Annotated in this window: 11 protein-coding genes, 2 rRNA genes and 1 pseudogene; 8 read left to right on the top strand and 6 right to left on the bottom strand. The window is 32.9% G+C overall.

Features of this window, described 5'->3' with window-relative positions:
* The first annotated feature begins 13 nt into the window (after positions 1–13).
* Both HMPREF9127_RS00475 and rrf read left to right on the top strand, forming a co-directional pair.
* A 23S ribosomal RNA gene (locus HMPREF9127_RS00475) occupies positions 14–2,912 on the top strand.
* A gap of 245 nt (positions 2,913–3,157) precedes the next feature.
* Positions 3,158–3,273, top strand: a 5S ribosomal RNA gene (gene rrf / locus HMPREF9127_RS00470).
* Between the two features lie 429 nt (positions 3,274–3,702).
* On the opposite strand, the gene HMPREF9127_RS08305 is transcribed toward rrf, so the two are convergent.
* The 3 genes from HMPREF9127_RS08305 to HMPREF9127_RS00455 all read right to left on the bottom strand — a co-directional run bounded on the left by HMPREF9127_RS08305 (position 3,703) and on the right by HMPREF9127_RS00455 (position 5,436).
* Entirely contained in the window at positions 3,703–3,999 is a 297-nt protein-coding gene (locus HMPREF9127_RS08305; protein ID WP_255261649.1) for a hypothetical protein, read from the bottom strand.
* 251 nt (positions 4,000–4,250) lie between these two features.
* Entirely contained in the window at positions 4,251–4,748 is a 498-nt protein-coding gene (locus HMPREF9127_RS07625; protein ID WP_255260986.1) for an MFS transporter, read from the bottom strand.
* Between the two features lie 142 nt (positions 4,749–4,890).
* Positions 4,891–5,436, bottom strand: a complete 546-nt coding sequence (locus HMPREF9127_RS00455; RefSeq protein WP_009447667.1) for an SPASM domain-containing protein — start codon at positions 5,434–5,436, stop codon at positions 4,891–4,893.
* 264 nt (positions 5,437–5,700) lie between these two features.
* On the opposite strand from HMPREF9127_RS00455, the gene HMPREF9127_RS00450 reads away from it, so the two are divergent.
* Positions 5,701–6,072, top strand: a complete 372-nt coding sequence (locus HMPREF9127_RS00450; RefSeq protein ID WP_009447690.1) for a hypothetical protein — start codon at positions 5,701–5,703, stop codon at positions 6,070–6,072.
* Positions 6,073–6,133: 61 nt separating this feature from the next.
* Positions 6,134–6,961, top strand: coding sequence for a GNAT family N-acetyltransferase (locus HMPREF9127_RS00445; RefSeq protein WP_009447600.1), 828 nt, complete (start codon positions 6,134–6,136; stop codon positions 6,959–6,961).
* 58 nt (positions 6,962–7,019) lie between these two features.
* On the opposite strand, the gene pcp is transcribed toward HMPREF9127_RS00445, so the two are convergent.
* The 3 genes from pcp to HMPREF9127_RS00430 are packed head-to-tail and all read right to left on the bottom strand — an operon-like array spanning position 7,020 to position 9,344.
* Positions 7,020–7,661 carry a pyroglutamyl-peptidase I gene (pcp, locus tag HMPREF9127_RS00440; protein ID WP_009447689.1) on the bottom strand — a complete coding sequence of 214 codons (642 nt, stop codon included), beginning with the start codon at positions 7,659–7,661 and terminating at the stop codon, positions 7,020–7,022.
* 11 nt (positions 7,662–7,672) lie between these two features.
* A complete protein-coding gene (locus tag HMPREF9127_RS00435) occupies positions 7,673–8,674 on the bottom strand; it encodes a DUF979 domain-containing protein (RefSeq protein ID WP_009447583.1) in 1,002 nt (333 codons plus the stop codon).
* Positions 8,655–9,344 (bottom strand): DUF969 domain-containing protein, encoded by a 690-nt coding sequence (locus tag HMPREF9127_RS00430; RefSeq protein ID WP_009447684.1) that lies wholly within the window; start codon positions 9,342–9,344, stop codon positions 8,655–8,657. The genes HMPREF9127_RS00435 and HMPREF9127_RS00430 overlap by 20 nt, the downstream gene beginning before the upstream one ends.
* 650 nt (positions 9,345–9,994) lie before the next feature.
* Between HMPREF9127_RS00430 and HMPREF9127_RS00425 the strand changes: the two are divergent.
* The 4 genes and pseudogenes from HMPREF9127_RS00425 to HMPREF9127_RS00410 all read left to right on the top strand — a co-directional run bounded on the left by HMPREF9127_RS00425 (position 9,995) and on the right by HMPREF9127_RS00410 (position 12,691).
* Positions 9,995–11,136: pseudogene (locus HMPREF9127_RS00425) on the top strand (aminotransferase class V-fold PLP-dependent enzyme).
* 4 nt (positions 11,137–11,140) lie between these two features.
* Positions 11,141–12,250 carry a YedE family putative selenium transporter gene (gene yedE / locus HMPREF9127_RS00420; protein ID WP_009447692.1) on the top strand — a complete coding sequence of 370 codons (1,110 nt, stop codon included), beginning with the start codon at positions 11,141–11,143 and terminating at the stop codon, positions 12,248–12,250.
* A gap of 10 nt (positions 12,251–12,260) precedes the next feature.
* Positions 12,261–12,467, top strand: coding sequence for a sulfurtransferase TusA family protein (locus tag HMPREF9127_RS00415; RefSeq protein WP_004831973.1), 207 nt, complete (start codon positions 12,261–12,263; stop codon positions 12,465–12,467).
* A complete protein-coding gene (locus tag HMPREF9127_RS00410; RefSeq protein ID WP_039849334.1) occupies positions 12,467–12,691 on the top strand; it encodes a putative Se/S carrier protein in 225 nt (74 codons plus the stop codon). The genes HMPREF9127_RS00415 and HMPREF9127_RS00410 overlap by 1 nt, the downstream gene beginning before the upstream one ends.
* Positions 12,692–12,839 lie beyond the last annotated feature (148 nt).

The following is a 12,839-nucleotide window of genomic DNA, read 5'->3' as shown; positions in this document are numbered from 1 at the left end:
GAAATATATTTCTGGTCAAGCGACCAAGGGCATAAGGTGAATGCCTTGGCACTGAGAGCCGAAGAAGGACGTGACAAGCTGCGAAAAGTCTCGGGGAGGAGCAAATATCCATTGATCCGGGAATGTCCGAATGGGGAAACCCACTTGAGCAAACCTCAAGTATCTTGTTGTGAATACATAGCAACAAGAGGGAATAGTTGGTGAACTGAAACATCTAAGTAGCCAGACGAAAAGAAAGAAAAAATTCGATTTTCAAAGTAGCGGCGAGCGAAATGGAAAGAGCCCAAATTAAGTTAAGGAAGAGGAAAGATAGTTGAATGGTCTGGGAAGATCAACCGAAGAAAGTGAAAGTCTTGTAAACGAAATCTGACTGAATCTGACTTTAAAAGAGTAGCATGGGACACGAGAAATCCTGTGTGAATATAGGGGGACCACCCCCTAAGGCTAAATACTACTCAGTGACCGATAGAGAATAGTACCGTGAGGGAAAGGTGAAAAGAACCCCGGGAGGGGAGTGAAATAGAACCTGAAACCTTATGCCTACAAGCAGATAGAGTCTTAAGAGAGATGATATCGTACTTTTTGTAGAACGGGCCAGCGAGTTATGGTGTGCGGCGAGGTTAAGTAATGAAGTTACGGAGCCGTAGGGAAACCGAGTCTGAATAGGGCGGAAAGTCGTATGCCATAGACCCGAAACCAGGTGATCTATCCATGAGCAGGTTGAAGTGAAAGTAAAATTTCATGGAGGACCGAACCGGATAGCGTTTAAAAGCTATCGGATGACTTGTGGATAGGGGTGAAAAGCCAATCGAACTTGGAGATAGCTGGTTCTCCTCGAAATAGCTTTAGGGCTAGCCTCAATTTAGTTTACAGGGGGTAGAGCACTGAATACCGTAGGGGTGTTAGACATTACCGAAAGTTATCAAACTGCGAATACCTGATAAATGATGATTGGGAGTCAGACTATGTGGGATAAGCTTCATAGTCGAAAGGGAAAGAGCCCAGACCACCAGCTAAGGTCCCTAAATATAGATTAAGTGGGAAAGGATGTTTTACTACTTAGACAACCAGGATGTTGGCTTAGAAGCAGCCATACATTTAAAGAGTGCGTAATAGCTCACTGGTCAAGTGGTAGAGCGCCGAAAATGAACGGGGCTAAAATCTAATACCGAAGCTGTGGACTAATTAAATTAGTGGTAGAGGAGCATTGTGTAAGGGACGAAGCTAAGTTGTAAGACGAAGTGGACTTTACAGAAGAGAGAATGCTGGCATGAGTAGCGAAAAGGAGGGTGAGAATCCCTCCCGTCGAAAGCCTAAGGATTCCTGAGGAAGGCTCGTCCTCTCAGGGTAAGTCGGGACCTAAGCCCAGGCTGAAAAGCGTAAGCGATGGACAACAGGTTGAGATTCCTGTACTATCTTTGAATGTTTGAGAGAAGTACTGACGCAGGAGGATATGTTGAGCGTGTGAATGGTAGAGCACGTCTAAGCAAGTAGGTAGAGAGTAGAGGCAAATCCCTATTCTTAATATCGAGATGCGATGGGGAGCGAAAAATAAGTAGTGAAGCAACAGATTCCAAACTGCCAAGAAAAGGTACTATTGAGTGAGAAGATACCCGTACCAAAACCGACACAGGTAGGCAAGGAGAGAATCCTAAGACGCGCGGAAGAACCTTTGTTAAGGAACTCGGCAAAATGACCCCGTAACTTCGGGAGAAGGGGTACCATTAGATGTGAGATACTTGCGTATGGAGCATAGAGTGGTCGCAGAGAATAGGCCCAAGCAACTGTTTACCAAAAACACAAGTCTCTGCTAAATCGAAAGATGAAGTATAGGGGCTGACACCTGCCCGGTGCTGGAAGGTTAAGGGGAAATGTAAGAGCAATCGAAGCATAGAACTTAAGCCCCAGTAAACGGCGGCCGTAACTATAACGGTCCTAAGGTAGCGAAATTCCTTGTCGGGTAAGTTCCGACCCGCACGAAAGGTGTAATGATTTGGGCACTGTCTCAACAAAGGATCCGGTGAAATTGTAGTAGTCGTGAAGATGCGACTTACCCACGATAGGACGGAAAGACCCCGTGGAGCTTTACTGTAGGCTGGCATTGGAATTTGGTATTAAATGTACAGGATAGGTGGGAGACGAAGAAGCGAGAGCGCCAGTTTTCGTGGAGTCGCTGTTGGGATACCACTCTTTTGATACTAAATTTCTAACTTGATACTCTGAAGCGAGTATAAGGACACTGTCAGTTGGGCAGTTTGACTGGGGCGGTCGCCTCCTAAAGAGTAACGGAGGCGTTCAAAGGTTCCCTCAGAATGGATGGAAATCATTCTAAGAGTGCAAAGGCAAAAGGGAGCTTAACTGCGACACCAACAAGTGGAGCAGATAGGAAACTAGGACTTAGTGATCCGGTGGTACCGAGTGGAAGGGCCATCGCTCAACGGATAAAAGCTACCCCGGGGATAACAGGCTTATCTCCCCCAAGAGTTCACATCGACGGGGAGGTTTGGCACCTCGATGTCGGCTCGTCTCATCCTGGGGCTGGAGTAGGTCCCAAGGGTTGGGCTGTTCGCCCATTAAAGAGGCACGCGAGCTGGGTTCAGAACGTCGTGAGACAGTTCGGTCCCTATCCATCGTGGGCGAAGGAAATTTGAGAGGAGCTGTCCTTAGTACGAGAGGACCGGGATGGACAGACCGCTGGTGTATCAGTTATCATGCCAATGGTAATGCTGAATAGCTAAGTCTGGAAGGGATAAGTGCTGAAGGCATCTAAGCACGAAGCCCCCCTCAAGATGAGATTTCCTGTTGCAGAAATGCAAGAGAGATTCGATACAGAAAATGTCGTAGATAGGTCAGAGGTGTAAAGGTGGCAACATCAAAGCTAACTGATACTAATAAATCGAAAGCTTGACCAGAAATATATACTCTTTAGTTGGAAGGGTATTAAACAGAAATATATTGAAAAAGAAAAGTAAACAAGTATGGCTGTAAGGCTTAAGAGGCTACTCTGTTCCCATCTCGAACACAGAAGTTCATGACCTAACAGCAATCTATGATTGCGTCGTAGGTCAGATGCTAAGAAACTCCATTTGTGAAACAAATGGCAAGTTTCGACAGTGAAAGCTCAGAGCTTAACGGCAAAGAAAAGTAAATAAATAAGTATGGCTGTGATGGCTAGGAGGATACACCTGTTCCCATCTCGAACACAGAAGTTAAGCTCTTAAACGTCGAAGGTACTAGTACATCTCGTATTGGGAGAATAGAAAACAGCCAAACAAAGCATAAATCACTCGAAAGAGTGATTTTTTGTTTTAATAAGAATATAGTGAAAGCTCATAGCTTAACAGCAAACAAACAAGTATGGCTGTGAGGCTTAAAAGGAACACCTGTTCTATCTCGAATATAGAAGTTCATGACCTAACAGCAATCTATGATTGCGTCGTAGGTCAGATGCTAAGAAACTCCATTTGTGAAACAAATGGCAAGTTTCGACAGCGAAAGCTCTTAAACGTCGAAGGTACTAGTACATCTCGTACTGGGAGAATAGAAAACAGCCAAACAAAAAAATCATCCCAATGAATGGATGATTTTTTGTTTTAACAACTAAAGTTGAAGAGTAAAAACTCTTCGACTTTTTTTATAAAAGTCGAAATATAAAACTGATGGAAACAGTTTTTAAATTTTTTATTCTCAGTTGTCAAATATTTAAGCAGGTTTCTTTTCAAAAAGTGTTTCTTTCGGATTGCCTGTTTTATAAAATAATACAATCAAAAATATTACTGTTATAGAAATGAAAGCAAAACAATAACTTCTGCTAATTCCGAATTCCTTTATTATAAATGTAACTAACGGATCACTTAGTATAAATGCAATTTGTACAATTACATTTTTTATTGATAATATTGTAGATTTGTAGTGTAAATCAGTTTTTGAATTTATATACATTGAAAACAGTAAGTAAAAGTAGCCTGTTATAAATCTATATATTGCATAAAAAAACATGGAAACAAAAAAATTTTTCGAAATCCACATCACAAATGTAGAAATCATTAAAAATAAAAAACAGTATTTAAGTTTTACCATGGGATTATATTTTTTTAAATAAATTTGATGAAATTTTGTTCCGAACATACTAATTATATTTGCAATCATATACATAATTCCGATATATTTTGAATTTATTTTGAAAAAGTCCAGATACTCGGGAAAATAAATTGCAACTTGCGGTATGGAAATATATGAAAGTAATAATATTAGAAATATGAAAACTTGTTTTTTAAAAATAAAAAAGCAGTTTTAAAATTTACATTTTCTATTTGAACTTTTTCTTTTTCAGTATTTATATGTTTCTCAGATATTGATAGATACAAAAATAAATTCAATATTGATAAAACCATCGAAATTAAAAATGGAAGTCGTATATTGATATTGTATATAAAGCCTATTATGAGTCCACCGAGAATGTTTGAAATTCCACTTGATATTGATGAAATTTCAAACACTTCTTCTTCTCTTTCAAGTAAGTTCATTAACAAAACACTATTTGCTCCGGACATTCCGGCATCTCCAACAGCCATAAAAATTGCACATATTAAAAATTGGAAAAAACTCGTACTGAAAAATAATCCGACTAGAGAGAGAGTTATCATAACAGAACCGATGCATACACTTAATTTCGGAGATTTTTTATCTGCAAACAGTCCAAAAGGAATTTCAAAAATTATATTACTTATACTGGTTACTGAAAAAATAATACCTATTTTGAATATGTCTATTCCAAAATTTTTATAAAATAAAAAATTATTGGAGAATAGAATAAAATAAAATTAGAAATGAAAGTAATTAAATAAACTTTAAATTTATTAGTATTATTTATTTTAAGAAATTTATATTCTAAAACTGACATCTATCATCTCTCCTGTTTTCTATATTCAACGTTTTTTGCTGTTTTATTCTTTCAGCAGGACATCCTCCATTACAAAAAAAGTTTAATTTACAATTATCACAACAAGGATCTTTGTTTTTTAAATTTCTATAATACTCTAAATCTTTATTGTTATTCCATACATATTTTATTGTTTTTTTAAAAACATTATTTGTGTTTTTATCTAAATGTGTATGTGCAGGGCATCCAGAAATCACACCATTACTCAGAATTTCTAACTTTGTTTGACCAACTTCACATCCATATTCTAATTTTTGTATATTAGAAACTTTTATATCATTATATGCTAAATAATCATATGCAAAATACAACATACAACCCTCTATCTTTAAGTTTATTTTTAAATTATTTTTAACAATAAATTTATAAAGATCTTCTTTCAAATTTTTTATTTTTAAAAAATCTTCTTTTACAGAATTATATTTACTTTTAGTTTTAACAAATACAGCAATCGTAAATTTTTTAATATTGTATTTTTCTAAAAAAATAAGCATGTTTTCTAAATCTTTGTAACTTTGGTTTATGTTTTATAATACTAGCATTGTATTTTAAGTATATTGTATCATAATTCGAATAAAAAATCTAAATTATTTATAATATATTTCAAATAATTTTTTGTACAAAATATTAAACTAAAATATAAATTTAATTTATAAAAAGAACTATATTCAAACTAATTTGAATTTTCATTTTATTTTAAGTATAATATACATTATATATAAATTTAATAAAATTATTATAGAAAAAAAGGAGTAAATATGTTCGATGTTTATAAATTTTATGATTCGATTTTAAGTCAAAATGCTTTGGAGATTAAAAAATTTTTTAATGAAGATGCTTATATTGATTGGCATAATACTAATGAAAGATTTACTGTTGATGAGTTTATTGAAGTTAATTGCACTTATCCTGATAAATGGGGTGGAGAAGTTGAAAGGGTTGAACAAATCGGAAATTTAATTATTGCAGTTGCAAAAGTAATAAATGTTTTTGAAAAATCTTCATTTTATGTTAATTCCTTTATACTACTAGAAAATGGGAAAATTTCAAAACTTGATGAATATTGGGGAGATAATGGAGAAATTCCTCAATGGAGAATGATAAAAAATATAGGAGTTAAAATAAAGTAATGAATTCATTTTGCAAAAATAAAAATTTATCTAATTATCTTAAATTAATTTTTTAGTTATTATGTTTATATTTGGGCTTTCATTTAAAGCCTCTACTGGAGATTACATTTTACTTGTTGTTTTAGTATTAATTGAATTTGCTTTTAAGATTGGTTTTAAGTATATTAATTCTATAAATTATACAATTTCAGATAAATTTTATAAGAAAATTTTAAAAATGTTGAATATTATAAATTTTGAATTTGATTTCTTATTTGTATATTTGTTTTTTGATTCGATTTTTGAGTTTAATATAAAGTATCTTGTTGGAATGATCTTTGGTATTTTAGTTATGAGTATAATTTTCTTTTCTTTATTTGTTTCTTTAAATTTAAAATATGAAGTTTTGACATTTAGAATGGCTAATGAGTCAGATAGAGAAAGTATTTTAGAAATATATCTTGAAGGAGCAGAATCACTAAAAAATGATGGAGTTGATCAATGGCAAGGGCAATATGTTCCAAGTTTTAAAGATATTGATGAACATTTGGGGATAGACCTATATGTTTTAGAATATCATAAAAGGATAGTTTCCACAGCTTGTTTGGTTGAAGGAATAGATGAAGATTATGAGAATATAAATGGAAAATGGAATACTTCACTTCCTTATATTAGCATTCATAAGGTAGCGACTTCAAATGAATATAAAAAGCAAAGTTTTGGGAGAAAAATGATGAGCTATATTGAAAATTTTGCAAAAAGGAAGAGAATGGATTTAAGAATTGATACTCATAAAGACAATAAAAAGATGAGAAATTTCATTATCTCCTGTGGTTATAAATATACCGGAGAAGTAATTTTGCAAGGAGAACTTGAAAGACTTGCCTATGATAAAGTTATTGTAAAGTAAATATATAATTAAAAGTAAAAAAGGTTAGAGTTTTTAGTTTCTCTAACCTTTTTGTTTTTTAATGTGTTGCTCCGCCTTCTACCTTAATGTCTTCTTTGTTTTCAACGATAGCTTCGATTGCATATTCTAATCCTTTTGCAATCAATTCTAATGGCATTGATGGCATATTTCTTTTATCTACAACTTGTTCTGGTAAAAATGGAATATGAACAAAGCCTGTTCTCATATTCGGATATTTTGTACTTGCAAGATGTGCCATTCCGTAGCAAACATGGTTACAAACGAAAGTTCCAGCTGTATTTGAAACAGAAGCAGGAATTTTGTTTTCAATCATTTTTTGAACCATAGCTTTTATAGGAATAGTTACAAGATATGCATCAGGACCATCTTTAGCGATTTTTTCATCAATCGGTTGATTTCCTTCATTATCTTTGATTCTAAAATCATCCATATTAATTCCAACTCTTTCTACTGAAATATCTGTTCTACCACCTGCTTGTCCTATACTTAAAACTACATCCGGTTTTTCAATTTCAATAACTTCTTCAAGTTTCTTTAAACTCTTTCTTGCTACTGTTGGAATTTCTACTTTAATTATTTTTGCCCCTTTAATTTCGTCTGGTAATAATTTTACAGACTCAATTGCAGGATTAATTTTTTCTCCACCAAATGGGTCAAATCCACTAACTAATATTTTCATTAAATCATCTCCTAAAATGCTAGTACTAACATAAGCACGATATGAACTAAAATCATTGCAAGAGCCATAGGTGCCTGTGTCTTTATTATCGTGTATTTATCTTTAGTTTCTAGAATTGCAGCAGGAACAATGTTAAAGTTTGCGGCCATTGGAGTTAATAGAGTTCCGCAGTAACCAGAAGTCATACCTAAAGCTCCAACTACAGCAGGATTTCCACCTTGTGCGATTACAAAAGGAATACCAACACCGATTGTGATTACAGTAAATGCAGCAAAGGCATTACCCATAATCATAGTAAAGATTACCATACCTAAACAGTAAGCAACAACTCCGGCAACTCTTCCGCCACCGCCTACAATGCCACCAGCAAATTCTCCTATTACATTACCTACACCTGCAGCTGTAAATACAATTCCAAGTGCTCCTAAAAGTTGAGGTAATAAACTTGATGAACCAACTTGCATCAAAAGTCTAGAAGTATCTTCTTTCATATCTTCAACTTTAGGTTTAGCAATTATAATAGCTAGAATTAAAGCAATTATTGCCGAAATTCCTAAAACTTGTGCAGTTGAAAATCCAAAAATTAAATCTTTACCCTTAGCATCTGTTCCGATTACAATTTTAAATGATTTAAATTGTGACATAAAAAATCCGAGTCCTGCCATAATCAATGCTGGAATAAAAATTTTCCAACCAACTTTATCTGCATTTTTTCTTCTTTCTTCTTCAGATGGAGGGTTGAATTCTCCAATTTTAACTTGTTTTGTAAGAGTAAGAAATCCACAAGCAACAAGCATAGCACCAACTATGATTCCACCTTGATCAGGAAGATATTTTATTAAGAATCCTCCAAAAGCAAATATAATTCCAACTAAAAACCAAAAAATAAATGTACCAATTCTTGATTCTTTATTCTTTAAGGCTCTAAATGCTGTTAAAATTGAAATTAACCCACAAAGAATATAAATGAATTCATCAATAAAAAATGTATTACTACTTATCCACTTTAACATTTTTTACACCATCCTTTCTAAGTTTCATTTCAAATAAGAAACATTGAATAACTGATAATATAATCATTGCAATACCAACAAATAGAGAATAGTATGCTATATCAGAACCTTCGACAGCATATCCTTTATCTTTAAGTGTTGAAGCAATAAGCAAAACACCTGAAGCAACAGGGAATACATTTTGTCCAAAGAAATTACCATAATTTTCAACAGCACCAGCTAAACCTTTTAAGTCTTCTAGTTTAGTTTCAGTAAGGTCAACTGTCTTAGTAGCAGCACCTTCTGCCATTGGTAAAATTAAAGGTCTTACAAATTGAACATGTCCGCCTAGACGTAAAGAAAATATTGCAGCTAACCAACGTATGAATAAATATAACCAAATAACCAAACCTGCACTAGCACCCTTGATTTTTCGTATTCCGTCAGCAGCCTTTTCTTTAAGACCGTTTCTTTCCATAATACCTATTACGATAAGTGTTGTAAAGAATAAACTCATATATCTGTTTTCGACAAATCCTTTACCTATAATATTCAAAATTTCTAGAATTCCTTTTCCACCGGCAAGACCTGTTGCGAAACCTGCGATTAAAACTACAGAAATTACATCAAGTTTTAAAACAAAACCCACAACAATAATTACAATACCGATTAAAACTAAATAATTTTGCATATCTTCCTCCTATAAATTTATTTTTATTACTTACTATTAAAAAGATTTTCTTTAATACTATAAAGAAACTGTTCTTAATAATATATAAGTAATTAATTATAGTATATCATAAATGTTTATATTTTTAAATAGTGCTTTGTTAAAGTTATAAGTAGATGTTAAAAGAAAATTGATAAACAATCTTTATATAATTATTTAAAAAGAAAAATGTTGTGGATTTATAATTCAGTATTTTCAATATATTCAAGAATATTTATTGTTCTTTATCAATAATTATTAAGAAACATAATCGATATAGATATTTTTATTGAAAATTATCTAAAATTTGACAATATTGTAATATTGATATATAATAGTAATAGGTTTATGCCCTATGATAAAGCTATTACTATTTCATCAAAACAACAATATAACAATAATCAAAATGAAGTTTTGATATAATAGTAATAGGTTTATGCCTTATGATAAACCTATTACTATTTCATCATAACTACCTAAAAAAATAATCAAAAAGGAGTTATGATATAATCATAATATGTTTATGCCTTGTGGTAAACATATTAGAAGATTGTTTTCGTTATGATAAATTTAAGAAGTATTATTTTTAAATATTTGATATGTAAAAATTTTTTCACGAAGGAGGGTTTATAGTGATTTATTTTGATAATTCAGCGACTACAAAAAACAAACCTGCAGAAGTTATTGATGCGGTTGTAAATGCATTGAAAAATTTTGGAAATTCTTCTCGTGGAGTTCATGAAGAAAGCTTAAGTGCAGATAGGATTGTTTTTGAAACCAGAAAAAAATAGCAAAGATGTTTAATGTTGGAAATTCTCGTCAGGTAGTTTTTACAAAAAATGCAACTGAAAGTTTAAATATTGCAATAAATGGTCTATTTTCAGAAAATGATCATATAATCACTTCCGTAGCAGAACATAATTCCGTTTTAAGACCTATACATTATTTGAAAGAAAAGGGTGTTGAAGTAAGTTACATAGGAGTTTTAGAAAATGGAGTTATTAATTTTGATGAGATTCCATCTTTAATTAAAGCGAATACTAAAGCTATAGTTATAACTCATGCATCAAATGTTACAGGAAATATTACAGATTTAAAAAAGTATGGAGATTTTTGTAGAAATAATAATCTTCTTTTTGTTGTAGATGCATCTCAAACCGCAGGAGCTTTTAATATAGATATGAAAGAGATGAATATTGATGTACTTTGTTTTACAGGTCACAAATCAATGCTTGGACCTCAAGGAACAGGTGCATTATGTGTTAGAGAAGAAGTTTATATAAGACCTTTTATGGTTGGAGGAAGTGGAACTCACAGCTATGATGAGTTTCAACCTGATAAGATGCCGACTAGACTTGAAGCAGGGACTTTAAATTCGCATGGAATTGCAGGGCTTCATGCATCTATTGACTATATTTTAAGAAATAAAATGGAAAATTTAACTAATAAATCTATGGAGCTTGCAAGGAAATTTTATGATGGAGTAACTAAATTTCCTGAAGTTAAGGTTTATGGAGATTTTGAAACAGACCTAAGAGCACCAATAGTTTCATTAAATATTTCAGATATGGACTCTTCTGAAGTTAGTAATATTTTATATGAAGAGTATAAAATTTCAACAAGACCCGGAGCTCACTGTGCTCCTCTAATACACAAAGCACTTGGAACTGTTGAACAGGGTATGGTTAGATTTAGCTTTTCTCATTCAAATACATTTGATGAGGTAGAGCTTGCTATAAACGCAATTAAAAAAATTATAGACGATAGGAGGTAATAAAATGCGTTTTTTTAACACAAAAAAGGGATTGTTGACTTTGGGAATTATCGCAGGTCTTGGAGCAGCTTTGCTTGCATATTTAGGCAATCCTAAAAATATGGCCTTTTGTATAGCTTGTTTTATTAGAGATACTGCAGGAGCTATGAAGTTCCATAATGCAGAAGTGGTTCAATATTTTAGACCGGAAATTGTAGGTATTATTTTAGGTGCATTTTTAGTTTCATTATTTACAAAAGAATATAGATCAACAGCCGGTTCATCACCTGTTATCAGATTTTTCTTAGGTGTAATAATGATGGTTTGTGCTCTTGTATTCTTGGGATGTCCTTTAAGAATGATTTTAAGAATGGCAGCCGGAGATATAAGTTCTTATGTAGGATTTGTTGGTTTTGCAGCCGGTGTTGCGACAGGAGCATTCTTCTTAAGAAAAGGCTTCAGTTTAGGAAGAGCTTATCCGATAAAGAAAGAAAATGGATATGTTTTACCAATAGTTGTAGCAGGATTATTCGCTCTTGCTATTGCTGTTCCATCTCTTTATGTTTTCAGTAAAAAAGGACCTGGAAGTATGCATGCAGTATGGTATGCGGCACTTGCAGTAGGACTTGTATTTGGTGTAATTGCACAAAGAAGCAGAATGTGTTTTGCAGGATCACTTAGAGATATAATCTTAGTAAAAGATTTTAGATTATTCTCAGTTATAGCTGGAATTTTTATCGTAATGTTAGGTTATAATTTAGCTACAAACAACTTTAAATTTGTTGCTTTCGGACCGATAGCTCATGCTCAAACAATTTGGAATTTACTATCTATGTATGCTGTAGGTTTTTGTGCAGTATTACTTGGAGGTTGTCCTTTAAGACAATTAGTTCTTGCAGGAACAGGATCATCAGATTCAGTTATAACTGTACTTGGAATGTTCGTAGGTGCAGCCTTTGCTCATAATTTCAAATTAGCGGCAGGTGCAGCAGCAGTTGAAAATGTAGAAAAAGGAATTAAAGCAGCAGCAGGTGGTCCCGGAATAAATGGACAAGTATTTGTCATTATTTCAATAGTTGCACTATTTATAATAGCTTATTGCGGATTGAGAAAAGAAAAAATAAATAAGAATTAAGGAGATAGATATGAAAGAATTAGACGTTAGAGGATTGTCTTGTCCGGAACCGGTTTTAATTTTACAAGATGCCCTTAAAGAAAATAAAAATGAAACTTACAAAGTCTTAGCCAGTGAAGCTCATGTTGTAAAAAATATAACTCATTTTGCAAACAGTCAAGGCAAAAAAACTTCTGTAAAAGAAGTTGGATTGGATTTTGAAATTATTGTAGAATAATGAAAGATACTAAGCTGTATACAACATTCTATACGACGGCAGAGGCAATGGCAACTGAAAGCGTATGTAAAGAAAATAACCTTTCAGGAAAACTTGTCCCTGTACCAAGAGTTTTATCAGCCGGTTGCGGAATTGCTTGGGAATGTAGTCCGGATTTAAAAGCTAGTCTTTTAGAACTTTTGGAAAAAGAAGACATAGAATGGGAAGAATGTGAAGAATTATAGATTTAACAAGTTTTTTTAAAACTTCTGAAAATCTTTAAATTAAATATTGATGTGAAAGGTCATCTTGAGTTTCAGGATGACTTTTTTGCTTAAAAAAATTTAAACTGTAAATATATTTAGTAAAAATAATCTTCATTTGACATTTTTG

The organism is Parvimonas sp. oral taxon 393 str. F0440 (assembly GCA_000223315.2).
Taxonomy (GTDB): Bacteria; Bacillota; Clostridia; order Tissierellales; family Peptoniphilaceae; genus Parvimonas.
Note: the sequence above shows the minus strand (reverse complement) of the source record. Positions and strands in the feature narration are given on the sequence as shown.

Excerpts from the sequence above, each read along its gene's own strand:
- HMPREF9127_RS08305 (WP_255261649.1), bottom strand. The coding sequence starts at position 3,999 with ATGTTTTTTTATGCAATATATAGATTTATAACAGGCTACTTTTACTTA.
- HMPREF9127_RS00455 (WP_009447667.1), bottom strand. The coding sequence starts at position 5,436 with ATGCTTATTTTTTTAGAAAAATACAATATTAAAAAATTTACGATTGCT.
- HMPREF9127_RS00450 (WP_009447690.1), top strand. The coding sequence starts at position 5,701 with ATGTTCGATGTTTATAAATTTTATGATTCGATTTTAAGTCAAAATGCT.
- HMPREF9127_RS00445 (WP_009447600.1), top strand. The coding sequence starts at position 6,134 with ATGTTTATATTTGGGCTTTCATTTAAAGCCTCTACTGGAGATTACATT.
- pcp (WP_009447689.1), bottom strand. The coding sequence starts at position 7,661 with ATGAAAATATTAGTTAGTGGATTTGACCCATTTGGTGGAGAAAAAATT.
- HMPREF9127_RS00435 (WP_009447583.1), bottom strand. The coding sequence starts at position 8,674 with ATGTTAAAGTGGATAAGTAGTAATACATTTTTTATTGATGAATTCATT.
- HMPREF9127_RS00430 (WP_009447684.1), bottom strand. The coding sequence starts at position 9,344 with ATGCAAAATTATTTAGTTTTAATCGGTATTGTAATTATTGTTGTGGGT.
- yedE (WP_009447692.1), top strand. The coding sequence starts at position 11,141 with ATGCGTTTTTTTAACACAAAAAAGGGATTGTTGACTTTGGGAATTATC.
- HMPREF9127_RS00415 (WP_004831973.1), top strand. The coding sequence starts at position 12,261 with ATGAAAGAATTAGACGTTAGAGGATTGTCTTGTCCGGAACCGGTTTTA.
- HMPREF9127_RS00410 (WP_039849334.1), top strand. The coding sequence starts at position 12,467 with ATGAAAGATACTAAGCTGTATACAACATTCTATACGACGGCAGAGGCA.